Here is a 17,411-nt window from a genome sequence, read left to right on the forward strand (position 1 = left end):
ACCTCACGAGGGCGGGGATGGCGGCACGGCCGCGACCGCGATCACGGCGGCGTGCGCGGCGACGTCGAGGCCGGCCTCCGGCCACGAGCGCGGGCCGGCGTCGGGTGTCGCGGTGTCGAGCAGCACGCGGTAGTCGAGCACCGGCGCGGGCAGCTTGAACGTAATGGCATGGGTCGATGCATTCAGCATCACGAGCAACGCCTCGGTGCGCCCGGTGCGGCCCGTGCCGACCCGGCGCATCGTCAGCGCGCGGCGCTCGCCGTCCTCCCACGCAGGCACGCTCATCGCGCCGCCGCGTTCGTCGAACCAGTCGATCTCGTGCATGCCGGGCGCGCCGTCGCGGTCGCCCGACGGATAGCGCGGCGCGGACATCACCGGATACATGCGCCGCAGCGCGGCGAGCCGCGACACGAAGCGCATCATCTGCTCGCCTTCGTCGCTGCGCGCAAGGTCCCAGTCGAGCCACGACAGTTCGTTGTCCTGGCAATACGCATTGTTGTTGCCATGCTGCGTGCGGCCGAATTCGTCGCCGGCGACGATCATCGGCGTGCCGAGCGCGGTGAACAGCGTCGCGAGCATCGAGCGCGCGACGCGCGCGCGCAGGTCGCGGATCGACGCGTCGTCGGTCGCGCCTTCGACGCCCCAGTTCGCGCTGCAGTTGTCGTCGCGGCCGTCGCGATTGTCCTCGCCGTTCGCGTCGTTGTGCTTGTGCGCGTACGACACGAGATCGGCGAGCGTGAAGCCGTCGTGCGCGGTGACGAAGTTCACCGACGCCCACGTATGGCGCCGTTGATGATTGAACAGGTCGGCCGAGCCCGCGAGGCGCGCGGCGAGTTCGGGGCGCTGCCTGGCATCGCCGCGCCAGAAGCGTCGCACGGTGTCGCGAAAGCGGTCGTTCCATTCGGCGAAGCCGGGCGGGTGGCGGCCGAGCTGATAGCCGCCGGGCCCGAGGTCCCACGGTTCGGTGATCAGCTTGCGCTGCGCGAGCACCGGGTCCTGCCGCAGCGCATCGAAGAACCCCGCGCCCGGCTCGAAGCCGTGATCCTCGCGGCCGAGCGTCACGCCGAGATCGAAACGGAAGCCGTCGATGTTGAACGCGGTGGCCCAGTAGCGCAGCGAGTCCATCACCATCTGCACGACGCGCGGGTGCGACATGTTCAAGGTATTGCCGCAGCCGGTCTCGTCGACGTGGTAACGCGGGTCGTCTGGCCGCAGCCGGTAGTAGCTCGCGTTGTCGAGGCCGCGCCACGACAGCGTCGGGCCGAGCTCGTTGCCTTCGCACGTGTGGTTGTAGACGACGTCGAGCACGACCTCGATGCCGGCCGCATGCAGCTGACGGATCGCGATGCGCATTTCGTCGAGCCGCCGCGTCGACAGATACGACGGCTCCGGCGCGAAGAACGCGGCCGTGTCGTAGCCCCAGTAGTTGCGCAGCCCGCGGTTCACGAGCGCGCGCTGTTGCAGGAACGCGTGCACGGGCAGCAGCTCCACCGTGGTCACGCCGATCGACAACAGGTGATCGATGAACGCCGGATGCGCGAGCGACGCGAAGGTGCCGCGTTCCGGCGCACGCAGCCCGGCGCGACGCATCGACGCGCCGCGCACGTGGGCCTCGTAGATCACGGTGCTGCGCCACGGCACGTCCGGGCGCCGGTCGGTGCGCCAGTCGAACGCCTCGTCGACGACCACGGCCTTCGGCATCGCGGGCGCCGAGTCGCGGCGGTCCATCGACAGGTCCGCGCGGTTCGAATGCACGCGATAGCCGAACAGCGCGTCGGACCAGCGGAAATGACCGACCAGCTTGCGTGCGTACGGGTCGAGCAGCAGCTTGGTCGGATTGAAGCGATGGCCATGCTGCGGCTGGTACGGGCCGTCCGCGCGAAAGCCGTACACGGTACCCGGATGCGCGTTCGGCAGGTAGCCGTGCCACACCTCGTCGGTGCATTCGGGCAGGTCGAGCCGCGCGAGTTCCTTGCGGCCGGTCGGATCGAACACGCACAGCTGGATGCGCTGCGCATGCGCGGAAAACACCGCGAAGTTGGTGCCGAGACCGTCCCAGGTCGCACCGAGCGGATAGGCGCGGCCGGGATCGAGTCGGGATGGCAAGGCGGTCGGCATGGGGAGGGTCTCCGTGTCGAGGTCGCCGGGTGTCAGGCCGGACTCAGCCATACGGTCGCGAGCGGCGGCAGGCGCAACGCGGCCGACCACGATTCGCCGTGCGCGGGCACGGCCTCCGCCCACACGGCGCCGTCGTTGCCGGCATTGGTGCCGCCGTACACGGCCGCATCGGTGTTCATCAGTTCGCGCCACTGGCCGGGCGCGGGCAGCCCGATGCGATAGCCGGCGCGCGGCACCGGCGTGAAGTTGCTGACCGCGACCACGAGGCGGCCGACGTCGTCACGGCGCGCGAACGCGAAGACGCTGTTGTCGCGATCATCGCCGATCAGCCACGCGAAGCCTTCCGCGTGGCAGTCGAGCGCATGCAGCGCCGGTTCGGTTGCGTACACGCGGTTCAGGTCGCGCACGAGCCGTTGCACGCCGCGATGTGCGGGCGCGTCGAGCAGGTCCCAATGCGGCGTCGCGTCGTGCGCGAACTCGGCCCATTGCGCGAATTCGCTGCCCATGAACAGCAGCTTCTTGCCGGGATGCGCCCACATGAAGCCGAAGTACGCGCGCAGCGTGGCGAGCCGCTGCCACGCGTCGCCGGGCATCTTCGCGGCGAGCGAGCCCTTGCCGTGCACGACCTCGTCATGCGACAGCGGCAGCACGAAGCGCTCGGAGAACGCATAGACGAGCCCGAACGTCATCCGGTCGTGGTGATAGCGGCGATGGATCGGATCCTCGCGCAGATACGCGAGCGTGTCGTGCATCCAGCCCATGTTCCACTTGAAGTCGAAGCCGAGCCCGCCGTCGCCGGTCGACGCGGTGACACCCGGCCACGCGGTCGATTCCTCCGCGAAGGTGACGACACCCTGCGGCGCGAGCGCGCCGTGCAGCGTGTCGTTCAGCGTGCGCAGGAATGCGACGGATTCGAGATTCTCGCGCCCGCCGTGCACGTTCGGCACCCATTCGCCTTCCTTGCGCGAATAGTCGCGGTACAGCATCGACGCGACGGCGTCGACGCGGATTCCGTCGACGTGATAGCGCCGTGCCCACGCGAGCGCCGACGCGACGAGGAACGCGCCGACCTCGTTGCGCCCGAGGTTGAACACGCAGGTGTTCCAGTCGGGATGCATGCCTTCGCGCGGATCGGCGTGCTCGTACAGCGCGCTGCCGTCGAACTGCGCGAGGCCGTGCGGGTCGTTCGGGAAGTGCGCGGGCACCCAGTCGACGATCACGCCGATGCCGGCCGCATGCGCGCGGTCGACGAAGCGCGCGAAGCCGTCGACCGGCCCGAAGCGCGCGGACGGCGCGAACTGCGCGAGCGGCTGGTAGCCCCACGAGCCGCCGAACGGATACTCGGAAATCGGCATGAATTCGATGTGCGTGAAGCCCATGCCGTGCACGTACGGGATCAGCCGCTCGGCGAGCTCGTCCCAGGTCGCGCTGCGGTCCATTTCCTCGGGCACGCGCTGCCACGATTCCGCGTGCACCTCGTAGATCGACCACGGGATGCGGAAGCGGCGGTCCGCGTGCGGCCGCGCGTGCAGCCAGCCGTCGTCGTGCCACGCGAACGCGTCGAGCGCCGCCGTGTCGGCGACGATGGACGCCGTGCGCGGCGGCGCCTCGGTCGCGCGCGCGCACGGATCGGCCTTGTGCGGCAGCACGCGTCCGTCGCTCGCGCACAGCTCGTATTTGTAATGCTCGCCGGCGCCGATGCCCGGCACGAACAGCTCCCAGACGCCCCACGGCCGCCGCAGCCGCATCGGATGCCGCCGGCCGTCCCATGTGTTGAAGTCGCCGACCACCGACACGCGTTGCGCGTTCGGCGCCCAGACCGCGAAGCGCACGCCGTCGACGCCGTCGATGCGCGCGGGCGTCGCGCCGAGGCAGTCGAGCACGGCGGCCGGGTCGCCGGCCGCGAAACGCGCGAGCGCCGCGTCGTCGAGCAGCATGCCGAACGCATAGGCGTCGTCGGTCACCTGGCGCGTGTCGGGCCAGTCGATCGCGAGCCGGTAATGGCCGTCGTGCGCGAGCGTCCCCGCGAAACAGCCGGCGTCGTTGACGCACGCGAGCGTGCCGAGTTCGTCGCCGTCGGGCGTCACCGCACGCACGCGCCGCGCGCCGGGCAGCAGCGCACGCACGACGATCCGCCCGGCATCCCCGTGCGGGCCGAGGCACGCGAACGGGTCAGGGTGGCGGCCGGCGAGCAGCGCATCGATATCGCGGCGATCGAACAGCGTGTCGGTCATCGGGTGCCTCCGTTGTCGGGTGTGCGGTCCGCGTCGAGCAGGCGTTCGACGAGCGCGGCGAGCCCGCCGACCGGCACGCCGAGCCAGTCGGGGCGGTTCGCGGCCTCGTAGCAGAGTTCGTACGACGCCTTGTCGATCAGGAACAGCGCGAGCAGGCGATCGGCGTAGCGCGGGTCGACGAAGCGTTCGGGCGCCTGGTCGGCGGCCGCGCGATAGCATTCGACGAAGCGGTCGGCGGCGGCCTGCCCGAAGCGGTCGAACAGCGCGCGCTTGCGGCCGGCCGCCTGCGGCGGCGCCTTTTCGATCGCGAACTGCGCGGTCGCGCTCACGTACGACAGCGAGCGCAGGAAGCCGGCCACGTCGCGCAGCGGATGCGACTTCGCGCGGCGCCGCTCGAGCGGCCGCGCGGGCTCGCCCTCGAAATCGATCAGCAGCGCGTCGCCCTGCACGTCGAGCACCTGGCCGAGATGGAAATCGCCGTGAATCCGCGTGCATTGCGCGTCGAGCGTGCGCGGCACCAGTTCGCCGAGCGCCTGCACGGCCGCGTCGCGCGACGCGAGCAGCGTGTCGGCGGCGGCGCGCATGGCCGGATCGAGCGCATCGAGCCGCGTGGCCAGCACGTCGAGCGCGTGCCTGAACGACGCGATCGCGTCGAGGCACCAGCCGTCGACGTGTTCGGGTGTCGCGCGCTCCGGCGTGAAGGCCGGGTCGTCGGACGGCTGCGCGAGCGCGACGTGCAGCTGGCCCAGCCGCGTGCCGACGATGCCCGCGAACGCCGCGTAGCCGAGCAGCGCGTCCGGTTCCTCGTCGGGCTCGGCCGCTTCGCCGTCGGCGACGGCGGGCAGCGCGAGCTCGTCGACCGCGCGTTTCAGGAAGTCGAACGAACGCGTCCACGCGTCGCCCTGGTTGTCGACGTAGCGCTGCAGGATCGCGACCGTATGCGGCGAGCCGTCCGGATCGACGTGCACGACTTCGCCGGCGAGCGTCGCGGTGTTCGCATAGCCGATCCGCGTCAGGTGGCGGCTCATTTCCGCTTCCGGATGGATGCCGTGCGCGACCTTGCGCACGAGCTTCAGCACGATCTCGTCGCCGATCACGAGCGAGCTGTTGCTCTGCTCGGCAGCGAGCCAGCGCACCTCGGCGTCGTCGCCGGGGTCGAGCGCGGCGAGCGCATGTTCGGGCAGGAAGTCGAGGCGGCCGCCGTCGGACGTCGGCACCGTCGCGCCGTCGCGCAGCTTGCGCAGCATCCCGCGCGCGAACGCGGGCAGCGCGAACGCGTCGGTCAGGTAGCCGACCGTGTGGCCGCGCCGCACGCGCGCGAGCGCGAGCTGCGCGAACAGCGGATGCGACGTCTCGCCGCCCCACGCGGCGGCCAGCGGCACGACGTAACGCTCGACGCCACCGTCGCTCGCGGACACCCATGCCTCCGCATACTGGAACGGTTCGTCCGGTATCGGCGTGACGACATTCAGCCACGCATCGCCAATCTTGCGGTCCTTCGACGCGAACCAGCGCCGCCGCGCGAGCCACGACGCGAGCGCATCGTGCGCGAGCGTATGCAGCTGCCCGACGTCGGGCCGCACGTCGCCGCGCCGCATCACGATCGTCACGTATTCGGGCAGCGGCTCCGCGTGCGGCTGCCGCCACGACGGCTCGCGGCCGTGCTCGGACAGCACGAACCACAGGAACCCGTACGGCGGAAAGGTGAGCAGGTAAGTGAGCTGCCCGATCGGCGGAAACGCCGAGTCCGACGTCATCTCGATCGGCACGCGGCCCGCGAATTCGGACAGGTCGAGTTCGACCGCCTGCGACGAGCGCGACAGGTTCGCGACGCACAGCACCGTCTCGTGGCCTTCGAGTTCGCGCAGGTACGCGAGCACCTTGCGGTTCTCCGGGCGCAGGAAGCGGATCGTGCCGCGCCCGAACGACTGCGTTGCGCGGCGCGTGGACAGGATGCGGCGCGTCCAGTTCAGCAGCGAATGCGGGTCGCGCGTCTGCGCCTCGACGTTGACCGCGTCATAGCCGTACAGCGAGCCCATCACGGGCGGCAGCACCAGCAGTTCCGGGTCCGCGCGCGAGAAGCCGCCGTTGCGGTCCGACGACCATTGCATCGGCGTGCGCACGCCGTCGCGGTCGCCGAGATGGATGTTGTCGCCCATCCCGAGTTCGTCGCCGTAATAGATCACCGGCGTGCCGGGCATCGACAGCAGCAGCGAGTTGATCAGCTCGATGCGGCGCCGGTCGCGCTCCATCAGCGGCGCGAGGCGGCGCCGGATGCCGAGGTTGATCCGCGCGCGCCGGTCGGACGCGTAGGTCTGCCAAAGAAGGTCGCGCTCGGAATCGGTCACCATCTCGAGCGTCAGCTCGTCGTGATTGCGCAGAAACACGGCCCACTGGTTGCTCGGTGCGAGCGCCGGCGTCTGCCGCATGATGTCGACGATCGGGAAGCGGTCCTCGCTCGCGATCGACATGTAGATGCGCGGCATCAGCGGAAAGTGGAACGCCATGTGGCATTCGTCCTCGCGGCCAAAGTATTCCTGCACGTCCTCCGGCCACTGGTTCGCTTCCGCGAGCAGCATCCGGTTCGGATACTCGGCGTCGATCGTCGCGCGGATGCGCTTCAGGATCGCGTGCGTCTCCGGCAGGTTCTCGTTGTTGGTGCCTTCGCGCTCGACCAGGTACGGCACCGCATCGAGCCGCAACCCGTCGATGCCGAGATCGAGCCAGAAGCGCATCACCTGAAGCACCTCGCGCACGACGGCCGGATTGTCGAAGTTCAGGTCCGGCTGGTGCGAGTAGAAGCGGTGCCAGTAATACTGGCCGGCGATCGGGTCGTGCGTCCAGTTCGACGTTTCGGTATCCAGAAAGATGATCCGCGTGCCGGCGTATTTCGTGTCGGTGTCGGACCACACGTAGTAGTCGCGATGCATCGAGCCGGGCTTCGCGCGCCGCGCGCGCTGGAACCACGGATGCTGGTCCGACGTGTGGTTGATCACCAGTTCGGTGATCACGCGGATCCCGCGCGCGTGCGCTTCGCGGATGAAGCGCCGCACGTCGGTCAGCGTGCCGTAGTCGGGATGCACGTCGCGATAATCCGCGATGTCGTAGCCGTCGTCGCGGCGCGGCGACGGGTAGAACGGCAGCAGCCAGATCGTGTCGACGCCGAGCTCGGCGATGTAGTCGAGCTTCATGATCAGGCCGGGGAAGTCGCCGATCCCGTCGTTGTTCGAGTCGTAGAACGACTTCACGTGCACCTGATAGATGATCGCGTCCTTGTACCACAGCGGATCGTCCGCGCAGAGCGCGGGCGCGCGGCGCCGCGACCGGCGCCGGCGCGGCGTGCCGGCCGGGGCGAGCGACGGGAACTGCGCGCGGCGCACGTCGTCGAGGGAGTCTTCGCGTTTCATCATGCGTGTGCTCCGGAAGGGTGTCGGGCGTCGCCCGGCTCGGGCGCCGCCGCTCGCGCGGCGCCGGGGGACGGCGAGAGCCGCCAGATCGCATATGGCCGGACGTGCGGGTCGAGCGACACGTACTGGCGATGCCCGCGCCAGGTTTCGGCATGCGCGGCGTCCTGTTCGAGCGCGTCGAGCGGTTCGCCGTCGACGAGCCCGAAGCTGCGCCACAGCGACGCGTCGAGCGTGAAATTCGCGGCCTGCGGATGCCACGGGTCGAGGCTGATCGCGACCGCGACGACGCTGTCGTGCGCGGGCGTCGCCTTCACGAACACGAGCACCTGGTCGTTGTCCGCGTCGGCGAACGTGAGGCCGAGGTGGGTCTGCAGCGCCGGATGCTCGCGCCGCGCGCGGTTCAAACGTGCGATTTCGGCGCCGATGTGCGCGGCCTTGTTCCAGTCGCGCGCGCGTATTTCGTATTTCTCCGCATCCGCGTATTCCTCGCTGTCGGGCAGCGGCGCCGATTCGCCGATCTCGAAGCCCGAATACAGGCCCCACGACCCGGCGAGCGTGGCCGCGAGCGCCGCGCGGATCACGAACTGCGAGCGCGGCGCGTTCTGCAGGTGGCGCGGATTGATGTCGGGCGTGTTCACGAAGAAGTTCGGCCGGAAGAACTCGCGGGGCGGGCCGGCCGTCAGCTCGGTCAGGTAATCGATGAACTCGCGCTTCGTCTCGCGCCACGTGAAATACGTGTACGACTGCGAGAAGCCGACCTTCGCGAGCCGGTACATCATGCCCGGCCGCGTGAACGCCTCCGACAGGAACACGACGTCCGGATGCTTGCCGCGCACGTCGGCGATCATCCATGCCCAGAACGGCAGCGGCTTCGTGTGCGGATTGTCGACGCGGAAAATCCGCACGCCCGCGTCGACCCAGAACAGCACCGCGTCGCGCAGCGCGAGCCACAGGTCGGGCTGCGCATCCGGCGCGTAGAAGTCGGGATTCACGATGTCCTGGTAGCGCTTCGGCGGATTTTCCGCGAAGCGCAGCGAGCCGTCGGGCCGCCACGCGAACCAGCCCGGATGCGCGGCGAGCCACGGATGGTCGGGCGAGCACTGGATCGCGAAGTCCAGCGCGATCTCGAGCCCTTGCGCGCGCGCCGCATCGACCAGCGTGCGGAACGACGCGAGCGTGCCGAGCTGCGGATGCACGGCCGTGTGGCCGCCGTCGGGCGAGCCGATCGCGTACGGGCTGCCGACGTCGTCCGGGCCGGCCTTCAGCGTGTTGTTGCGGCCCTTGCGCGCGGTCGTGCCGATCGGATGGATCGGCGGGAAATACAGCACGTCGAAGCCCATGTCGCGGATGCGCGGCAACTGCGCGATCACGTCGTCGAACGTGCCGTGCCGGTGCGGGTCGTTGCTCGCCGAGCGCGGGAACATCTCGTACCAGCTCGAGAAGCGCGCGGCACGGCGCTCGACCTCGACCGGATAGACGGTCTTGTCGTGCGTGACGAACGGGCGGTGGCGCAGCGCCGCGTACGCGTCGGCCAGCGCGGGGTCGCCGATCAGTGCGAGCCGGTGTTCGTGCGACGCGTCCTTGAAGTCGGCCGCGAGCTGCTCCATCTGCCGGACCGCGCGCGGATCGGCGGGCGCGGCGCGCTTCAGCGCGGTCGCGAGCAGCAGCTGCGCCTCGCGCACTTCCAGCGTCACGTCCTGGCCGGCCGCGTGTTTCTTCGCGATGTCGGTGGCGAGCGACGCCCAGTCGTCGCGCCACGCGATCACGCGGAACGCATGGCGGCCTAGCCGGTCGAGCGCGATGCGCGCGTGCCAGCGATCGTTCGGCTCCGCGACGAACGGCACTTCGCGCCAGTCGTCCTCGTCGTCCGCGCGCCATTGCAGCGCGGCCGCGAGATGCGCGTGGCCGTCCGAGAAGATCGATGCGTGCACAACCAACGTTTCGCCGATCACGCGCTTGATCGCGAAGCGGCCGCCGTCCACGGCCGGTTCGACGCGCTCGATCGCGATCCGGTCGGCCGCGAGCGCGGCGGACAGCGCGGTGCGCTCGTCGGCGGCATCGGCGCGCGTGGTCGCGGGCGGCGCGTGCGACGCGTCGAGCAACGCATGACCGCCGGGTTCGAGCGTGAAGGCGGGCAGCGCGACGAGCGCGTGCCGATGCGGTCCGTCCGGTGTCGCGACGTGCGTGAAGCCGCCCGGCACGCCGGGCAGGATCGCGGCGGGATCGACCGGCGCATCGGCATCGAGATCGGGATTCAGCACGATCAGCAGCGCCGCGTCGTCGTGCTCGAGCGACGGGCCGGTGCCGCGCAACAGCGCGGTCGCGGCTGCGCCGGGCGCGCTCAGTTGCGCGATTTCGCCGCGCTCGGCCGCGAGCGGCGTCGCACGGCGCCATGCGTTCGCGTCGGCGATCGCGCCGGACAGGTCGAAACGCGCATCGTCGAACGCGGCGCGATAGCGCGTGGCGTCCGCGTCGCGCGCCATCAGCGGCAGCGTGACGCCGCGCTCGAAGCCCATCGGCACGAGCCAGCCGGTGCCGAGCGCCGCCGCGGTCCACAACGCGCGGCGATACGCGCGGGCGAGCGTCTCGTCCGGCGCGTCGTGCCAGTCGTCGGCGAGACGCGGGCCGTCATAGGCGTCGGGAAACGCGATTGGCGAGCCGATGCGCCGCAGCAGCCGGTGTTCGTCCGCGAACCACGGCGAGCGCAGATCCCACCAGCGTGCCGACGAGAACACCGCGTCGAAGCCGGCCGCCTCGAATTGCGCGAGCGCGTCGCGCGCATGGCCGGGCACGCCGGCCAGCACGGCGACGTCCGGGCGCGCGCGACGCAGCGCCGCGCGCCAGCCGGGCCACCACGCGGCCGGCAGATGATGCGGCGCGTCGATCAGGAAGCCGGCCGCGCCGGCGTCCGCGAACGCGGCGAGATGCGCGCACCACCACGCGGCGAGCGCGTCGTGTGTCGCGTCCTCGCCGACCTGTGCATGCGCGACGTCGAGTTCATGCGCGGCGCGACGCGGATCGATCAGCGCGTCGTCGTGCGAGCGCTCGACGTACCAGTCCGGATGCTCGGCGCGCAGCGGGTTGTCGCGCGCGATGCGGTCCGGTATCACTTCGAGCATCACGCGCAACCCGTGGCCGTGCGCGATCTGCGCGAGCCGCGAGAACGTCTCGAGCGCGCCGGCGCGCGTCGCGAACGTCGCGGCCGGCCGGTGGAAGTCGGCGACGTGACGCGGAAAACCCGCGACGCTGGCGGCCCAGAAGCCGCCGATCAGCACGTGATCGAAGCCCATGCCCGCGATGTGGGCGAATGTGTCGGGCCATACGTCGAGCGGACCGACGAGGCGGGCGTCGCAAAAGTAGAGGTGTGGGGCGAAGGGTGGCGTGACGTTCATGGCATGGCGTGAGCGGGCGGCGGCGAACGGTAACGGCCGTGCGCCGCAACCCGCGTGCCTGCGGCGCGGCGCCCCGCGCGGCAACGTGCGTGCGGGACGCCGGATGCGGAACTCCTGTCGTTTTTACATGAGCGCTGTACGGTCGCTGCACTGCGCGCCGGGCGGCGCCGGCGCGTTCGGCGCCGTCACATGCGCGGAATCGAGCGGATGTCCGAACGGTCGCCGGTGGCAGGATCGGCGTCTGCTTCGGGAAGCGGCGCTCCGGGGTCGTAACGCACCGGCGTCCCGCGCTCGATCCGGTGCGCGAACGGCGGCGGAGGATCGACGTCGTCGCCGAAGCGCGCCCGCACGAATGCGCGCAGCAGCGCGGTTCGCCCATCGGGCGCGCGCGCCGCGCAGGTCGACGGGCCGTCGATGAAGCTTGCGTCGCATTCGACGCCGTCGCCGCGCCGTGCGATCCGCAGGTCGCCGACGCGATCGAGCACCGCTCCCGCGTCGGCCCACGACGCCGACGGCGCGAAACGCGCGTCGAGGCGCCGCAACGCGTCGCACGCGGCGGTGACGATCAGTTGCGGCTCGACGGCCGTGAAGCACAGCGTGTCTTCGTCGTCCGCGCACAACGCGCGTGCGCACCAGTAGTCGAGGGCCGTTCCGGCGAGTTCGTCGGTTCGCATGGGCAAGCTCCGTCAGGGTTCGTCAACGCGGTGGGGCGCGTGCGCAAGCGGCGTGCCAGGCTAGGGCCTGTTCACGCTAATAATGGGCTTGCGCTGGCCCCCAGAAGGGCCGAGCGCAAGGAATGCGACGAAGCGAATACTCGACGTATTCGCAAGGAGCATGACGCAGCGATCGGCCCTTCTGGAGGCCAGCCCCACGAATGAATTTTTTCGGAACAGGGGAACGAGCCTTGCCGGCCGCATTGCGGCGTCGCACGTCGCTTGTCCCCCAAGGGGACTTCCTTCGGGGCGTTTGGCTCGGCCAAACGGCGCTCCCTGCTCCTTGCACTACGACCGGCAAGGCACGTTCGCAAGCCCGTTATTAGCGTGAGCAGGCCCTAGGACGTCAAGCGCATTCGCGCGACGAGCGGGTAATGATCCGACGCGTGCCGGGCCAGCATGCTGCGATGCACGTTCACGTCGACCAGCAATTCGCCAGGATGAATCCAGATGCGGTCGAGCGAGAACACCGGGCACAGCGTCGGGAACGTGCGCGGCGCCGGCGCGCGGCGAAACCGCGTGACCAGCGTCTGCAGCGCGCGGCCGCGCACGAACCATTCGTTGATGTCGCCCATCAGGATCACCGGCATCGCGCCGGTGTCGAACGCGGCGAGCAGCCGCTGCACCTGCGCGCTGCGTTCGTTCGCCGACAGCCCGAGATGGGTCGCGACCACGCGCAGCGTGCCCGCGCCGCAGTCGATGTCCGCATCGAGCGCGCCACGCGGCTCGCGCTGGTGGAACGACAGGTCGAGCGTGCGCGCCGCGCGGATCGGGCAGCGCGACAGCACGGCATTGCCGTAGCGGCGCTCCGGCGTGTCGATGGTCGGACCAGCCGCCGCGTGCATGCCGGTCGCGTCGCGCAGGTGCGCGAGCACGTCGGGCGCGCGCGACCCGCCGAGCGGCACTTCCTGCAGCGCGATCACGTCCGCGTCGAGTTCGTGGATGACTGCCGCGATCCGGTCGGCCGCGCGCGCGGGCCATGCGCCGTAGCCGCCGCGGATGTTGTACGTCGCGATCCGCAGGTCGCGCCCGCCGGGCGCGGCGGCGGGCGGGGCGTCCGACGTGACGATGTCCGGCGGCGGGGCCGGCTGCCGGCTCAGCGCCATCGTCGCAGCACCCTGACGAGCAGCACCGACACGCCGACCAACGCGACGCCGATCGCCGCAAGCCACGCGAACGCGCGGGGCCCGGGATGGCTGAACGCGGCGGTCAGCTGGTGCGCGAACGTGACGGTCAGCACGATGCCGGGCAGCATGCCGATCGCGGTGCCGACCAGGAAGTCGCGCAGGCCGATGTGCGATGCGCCGGCAACCAGGTTCACGATCGTAAACGGCGCGACCGGCAGCAGCCGCAGCACGGCCATCGCGACCACGCCGCGCCGGCCGATGTGTTCGCTGAGCCGGTTCGCGCGGGCGCCGGCGAGCCGGCGCACCGCGTCGCGTCCGAGCCAGCGGCCGATTCCGTAGGTCACGGCGGCGGCCGCCATCGTGCCGGCGGACGCATACGCGAAACCCGGCCACGCGCCGAACACGAGGCCCGTGACTGTGATCAGCAGCGTGATCGGCACCGACAGCGTCGCCGCGACCACGTAGCCGGCCAGCAGCAGCGCGGGTGCGCCCGGCAGTTGCGCGGCGTGGGCGGCCGCATGTGCGAGCGACGCGACGTTCAGCGCCTTGCCGAGCGGCGAGAAGCGCCACGCGAGCGCGAGTGCGGCGATCAGCAGCACGGCCGCGCCGAGCACGAAAAAGCGCGCGGTCAGCGAGCGGTGCTGTTCGCGCGGCACGAACTCGCGGACGAACCGGTCCGGCTCGATCGGTTGTTCGGGGTCGAGCCGCGCGCTGACCGGCACCAGCGCGTCGAGCTGCGGCGCCACGGCCGGGTCGAGCGTGCGCAGCGTGCGGCCCGGTTTCGCGCGCAACAGGTCGAGCGCGGCGTTCGGCCGGCCGGCTTCCGCGAACGCGGCGGCCACTGCCGCCGGCGTCGTGCCGAGATGTTCGGCCAGCAGGCGGTCGCGCAGCCCGGCGATCGCGGCACGGATGCGCGTCTCGCCGGCCGCGACGAGCGCGATGCAGCATTCGGTGTCGAGCACCATCGACCGGTTGTTCAGGTTCGCGCTGCCGATCACGATGCATTCGTCGTCGACGATCTGGATCTTGCTGTGCACGTTCACGCACGTGTCGCCGAGGCCGTCGACATGCGGATACAGCAGCCGGTAGCGGTCGAAGCGGTCGGCGGCTTGGAGCGTCGCGTGCAGCCGCGCGCGCAGCACGCCCATCGTCGCTTCCTGCAGCCAGCCGCTCTGCACGCGCGGCGCGACGACCGTCACGTCCGGCCCGTGCGCGTCGGCCAGCCGCGCGGACAGCGTCTCGCGCACCACCGTCGCAGTGAAATACTGGTTTTCGATGTACAGGTGGCGGCGCGCGGCGCGGATCGTGTCCTCGACCAGCGCGCGCACCTGCCGCACGGGCTCGCGACCGCGGTGGCCCGGCGCCGTATACGCGATGCCGAGCCGCACGTTGCGCATGTCGACGCGCGCGCCGGGCGGCCACGGATCGACGTCTTCGTCACGCTCGAGATGCCGCTGCGCGCGGATCGCGATCGGACGCCCGCAAGCATTGAGCCAGCGCGAGCGTGCCTGCTCGCCGATCGCGGCGGCCGCGTCGCCGTCGAACATCGCCTGCACGTCGTGAAACGGCCCGTACGGCATCCCGCGTGCATCGCGACGGCGCGGGTCGTCGGCCGCGTGCGCGGGCGTATCCCAGCGCTCGCGCGTCAGGTCGAGCCCGCCGACGAACGCGAGCCGGTCGTCGATCACGACGAGCTTCTGGTGATGCGACGCGCCGCGCGGATGCGTGTCGTCGAGCCGGAAGCGGATGCCGCGGTGAGCACGCCACGCGGCGCGATAGACGGGGGGCCAGTCGCGCTCCAGCGCGTAGATCATCGCGAAGTCCCACGCGAGCACGTAGATGCGCAGGTTGTGCCGCGCGGCCGCGAGCGCGTGCAGGAATGCGGCGAGCGTGTCGGGCAGGCCGTCGCCGGCGTCGGCGGGCGACAGATGCATCTGGCTGTCGACGTCCCAGCCGACGATGAAGACGGTGTGGCGCGCCCGCCGCAGCGCGGCGCGCAGCGTCGCGAAATATGCGTCGCCGTCCACCAGCATCGCGAAGCGGTCCGCATCGCGGATCGTGTCGCAGTTGCGACCGCATTCGAGCAGCCCGTGTCTTGCCGGCTCGTCCGTGTGCGAGGGGGCGGCAACCGCGTCGTCGGGGCCTGCCGTCGCGAATGCGGTGCGCGGCATGCGGTCCGGCACGATCATCGGGCATCGACGTCCGGGTCGCCGTCGATGCGTTGCAGCAGCGCGTCGCAACGCGCGCGCAGCGCCAGCAGTTCCGGCGAATCGGCGTCGATCCGGATGCGTTCGCCGCTGTCGGGATCGCCGTAAGCGGCCGCGATCTCGTAGATGCCTTGCGCGATCGTGGTGGACGCGTTCGCGATCCGGATCCGGTCGAGCCAGCCGCATTCGGCGTGACGGCACGCGAGCCATGCGCGCAGCGCGCCGACCACCTGGCTGGTCGTGAGCCATGTGCCGCTGCGCATGCGCGCGGCCAGCTGACTCGTCACGAGGTAGGAGAGCAGTTCGGTCGGGGTCACGCGAAACTCCTTGACGAGGTGTCGGGACTGCAGGTCCGCACGCCGGCGATGCCTTGCAGCGCTTCGCAGATCGCCGCAAATTCCGCGCCGCTCGTGCGCGAGAACGACACCGAGATGTCGTCGGTATCCGGATCGTCGTCGGACTGCTGGACGATGAACCGCTTCACGCGCACGCGGCCGGTGCCGAGCGTGTCGTGCAGCGTGCCGAGCGTCAGGCCGCCGCGCTCGACGACGAGCCGCAGCGTGCGCTGCTGCCGCTGCGCGATGAAGCGACGCTCGATCGGCTTCACGCCCGCGAGGATCGCGAGCACGATCGCCGTCGCGCCGATCGACCCGACATACATGCCGCCGCCCGCCGCGAGGCCGACGCCGGCCACCGCCCAGAGGCTCGCGGCCGTCGTCAGCCCGCGCACGACTTCGCCGCGCAGCAGGATCGAGCCGGCGCCGAGAAAGCCGATGCCCGAGACCACCTGCGCCGCGACCCGCGACGGATCGAGCACGACACCGTTTTGCCCGCGCACGTCTTCGAAGCCGAAGGTGGAGACGAGCATCACGAGCGCCGAGCCGACGCACACCAGCATGTGCGTGCGCAGGCCGGCGGCCCAGTTGAGCCGTTCGCGTTCGAGCCCGACCACGCTGCCGAGCAGCGCGGCGAGCAGCAGGCGTCCGAGGAGTTCCAAATGGCCGATCATCGTGGCCTCCCTTTTTTGTCTGGCGTTCCGGAGCGGTCCGTGCGCAAAAGGGACGCAAGGTGCGTGCCGGGCGGCCGGACAGCGGGCACGGCTTGTGCGCGGGGGGCCGACGGCGCGCGCGGCGATCGTGCGGCGCGCATTTTTTGCATCGCCATCGCAGATAAGCACAGGGGGCCAGCATGCAGCATCAACAGGACGCACAGGTGCGCGACCCGTATCGCGGCCACGAGATTCGCGTCTGGGCGCGGCGCAACGCGCGCGGCGCGTGGGATGACGAAGTGCAGGTGTATGTCGACGGCGCGCGCATCGAGCTCTACGTGCCGGAGCCGGACGGCCTGGAATGGAAGACGGAGGACGAGGCGCTGCGCGCGGGCGTCGAGCGCGGGCGTTATCTGGTCGACAAGCGCGTCGACGACGATTGATCCGACCCGACCGGCGCGGCCGGATGCGTGCACGCGGGGCGACGCGCCGACGAAGGCGACGCCGGAGGGCCGGCGCCGCGGGTCAGGCGGACGATTCGGGCCTCACGGCCGCGCCGCGATCTCGTCGAGGTGCCACAGCAAATCCGCCGGATCGTCGTACACGCGCAGCGCGCCCGCGCGTTCCAGCTCGTCGCTGCCGTAACCGCCCGACAGCAGCCCGACGCCCAGCGCGCGGCAGCGGCTCGCGGCGAGCATGTCCCAGATGCTGTCGCCGACCACCACCGTATGCTCGATCGGCACGTTCAGCTTCGCGGCGGCCGTCAGGAACAGATCGGGATCCGGCTTCGCATACTTGACCTGATCGCGCGTGACGACCACGTTCTTCGCCGGATCGACGCCCAGCGCCTCGAGGTTGATGGCGGCCGTTTCCATCCGCCCGCTGGTCGCGATCGCCCAGCGGATGCCCGCGTTCGACAGCGCGGCCAGCAGCTCGCGCGCGCCCGGCAGCGGCCGGACCTGCGCGCGCAGCCGCTGGTACGCGGCCGCATGCAGCCGCGCGAGCCGTTCGACGCGCTCGGCGTCGATGTCGCCGGCCGTCTCGCGCAGCAACTGGTTCAGGAACAGGCCGCCGCTCATCCCGATCTTGCGGTGGATGCGCCACACCGACAGCTCGATGCCCTCGGCATCGAGTGCTTCCTTCCATGCGAGCACGTGCTGGTAGACGCTGTCGACGAGCGTGCCGTCGAGATCGAACAGAAACGACGTTTCAATGCGCATGTGAA

Annotated in this window: 11 protein-coding genes; 1 reads left to right on the plus strand and 10 read right to left on the minus strand. The window is 70.8% G+C overall.

Going from position 1 to position 17,411, the window contains the following annotated elements:
• Positions 1-3 precede the first annotated feature (3 nt).
• From glgX to WS45_RS16950, 9 genes are all read right to left on the minus strand, one after another.
• A complete protein-coding gene (glgX, locus tag WS45_RS16910) occupies positions 4-2,118 on the minus strand; it encodes a glycogen debranching protein GlgX (RefSeq protein WP_059692937.1) in 2,115 nt (704 codons plus the stop codon).
• Between the two features lie 32 nt (positions 2,119-2,150).
• A complete protein-coding gene (gene glgB / locus WS45_RS16915; protein ID WP_059700822.1) occupies positions 2,151-4,352 on the minus strand; it encodes a 1,4-alpha-glucan branching protein GlgB in 2,202 nt (733 codons plus the stop codon).
• The gene (gene treS / locus WS45_RS16920; RefSeq protein WP_059701020.1) at positions 4,349-7,759 is read right to left on the minus strand and encodes a maltose alpha-D-glucosyltransferase; all 3,411 of its coding nucleotides are present in this window, start codon (positions 7,757-7,759) and stop codon (positions 4,349-4,351) included. The genes glgB and treS overlap by 4 nt, the downstream gene beginning before the upstream one ends.
• Positions 7,759-11,151, minus strand: a complete 3,393-nt coding sequence (locus tag WS45_RS16925; protein WP_059700823.1) for a maltotransferase domain-containing protein — start codon at positions 11,149-11,151, stop codon at positions 7,759-7,761. Before WS45_RS16925 ends, treS begins: the two co-directional genes overlap by 1 nt.
• Before the next feature lie 185 nt (positions 11,152-11,336).
• Entirely contained in the window at positions 11,337-11,825 is a 489-nt protein-coding gene (locus WS45_RS16930) for a phage protein NinX family protein (RefSeq protein WP_059700824.1), read from the minus strand.
• Between the two features lie 377 nt (positions 11,826-12,202).
• Positions 12,203-12,970 carry an endonuclease/exonuclease/phosphatase family protein gene (locus tag WS45_RS16935; protein ID WP_059700825.1) on the minus strand — a complete coding sequence of 256 codons (768 nt, stop codon included), beginning with the start codon at positions 12,968-12,970 and terminating at the stop codon, positions 12,203-12,205.
• Entirely contained in the window at positions 12,961-15,180 is a 2,220-nt protein-coding gene (locus tag WS45_RS16940; RefSeq protein ID WP_059700826.1) for a VTT domain-containing protein, read from the minus strand. The genes WS45_RS16935 and WS45_RS16940 overlap by 10 nt, the downstream gene beginning before the upstream one ends.
• Complete coding sequence (locus WS45_RS16945; RefSeq protein ID WP_059700827.1) at positions 15,177-15,515, minus strand: hypothetical protein; 339 nt, start codon at positions 15,513-15,515, stop codon at positions 15,177-15,179. The genes WS45_RS16940 and WS45_RS16945 overlap by 4 nt, the downstream gene beginning before the upstream one ends.
• Entirely contained in the window at positions 15,512-16,207 is a 696-nt protein-coding gene (locus tag WS45_RS16950) for an MgtC/SapB family protein (RefSeq protein ID WP_059536892.1), read from the minus strand. The genes WS45_RS16945 and WS45_RS16950 overlap by 4 nt, the downstream gene beginning before the upstream one ends.
• Before the next feature lie 179 nt (positions 16,208-16,386).
• Between WS45_RS16950 and WS45_RS16955 the strand changes: the two genes are divergently transcribed.
• A complete protein-coding gene (locus WS45_RS16955; RefSeq protein ID WP_059536889.1) occupies positions 16,387-16,629 on the plus strand; it encodes a DUF6566 family protein in 243 nt (80 codons plus the stop codon).
• A gap of 102 nt (positions 16,630-16,731) precedes the next feature.
• Here WS45_RS16955 and WS45_RS16960 read toward each other — a convergent pair whose 3' ends face one another.
• On the minus strand, positions 16,732-17,406 hold the full coding sequence (locus tag WS45_RS16960) for an HAD family hydrolase (RefSeq protein ID WP_044843419.1): 675 nt from the start codon (positions 17,404-17,406) through the stop codon (positions 16,732-16,734).
• Positions 17,407-17,411 lie beyond the last annotated feature (5 nt).

The organism is Burkholderia sp. RF2-non_BP3 (assembly GCF_001522185.1).
Classification (GTDB): Bacteria; Pseudomonadota; Gammaproteobacteria; order Burkholderiales; family Burkholderiaceae; genus Burkholderia; species Burkholderia diffusa.

Excerpts from the sequence above, each read along its gene's own strand:
- WS45_RS16935 (WP_059700825.1), bottom strand. The coding sequence starts at position 12,970 with ATGGCGCTGAGCCGGCAGCCGGCCCCGCCGCCGGACATCGTCACGTCG.
- WS45_RS16960 (WP_044843419.1), bottom strand. The coding sequence starts at position 17,406 with ATGCGCATTGAAACGTCGTTTCTGTTCGATCTCGACGGCACGCTCGTC.
- WS45_RS16925 (WP_059700823.1), bottom strand. The coding sequence starts at position 11,151 with ATGAACGTCACGCCACCCTTCGCCCCACACCTCTACTTTTGCGACGCC.
- treS (WP_059701020.1), bottom strand. The coding sequence starts at position 7,759 with ATGAAACGCGAAGACTCCCTCGACGACGTGCGCCGCGCGCAGTTCCCG.
- WS45_RS16955 (WP_059536889.1), top strand. The coding sequence starts at position 16,387 with ATGCAGCATCAACAGGACGCACAGGTGCGCGACCCGTATCGCGGCCAC.
- WS45_RS16950 (WP_059536892.1), bottom strand. The coding sequence starts at position 16,207 with ATGATCGGCCATTTGGAACTCCTCGGACGCCTGCTGCTCGCCGCGCTG.
- WS45_RS16940 (WP_059700826.1), bottom strand. The coding sequence starts at position 15,180 with ATGATCGTGCCGGACCGCATGCCGCGCACCGCATTCGCGACGGCAGGC.
- WS45_RS16930 (WP_059700824.1), bottom strand. The coding sequence starts at position 11,825 with ATGCGAACCGACGAACTCGCCGGAACGGCCCTCGACTACTGGTGCGCA.
- glgX (WP_059692937.1), bottom strand. The coding sequence starts at position 2,118 with ATGCCGACCGCCTTGCCATCCCGACTCGATCCCGGCCGCGCCTATCCG.
- glgB (WP_059700822.1), bottom strand. The coding sequence starts at position 4,352 with ATGACCGACACGCTGTTCGATCGCCGCGATATCGATGCGCTGCTCGCC.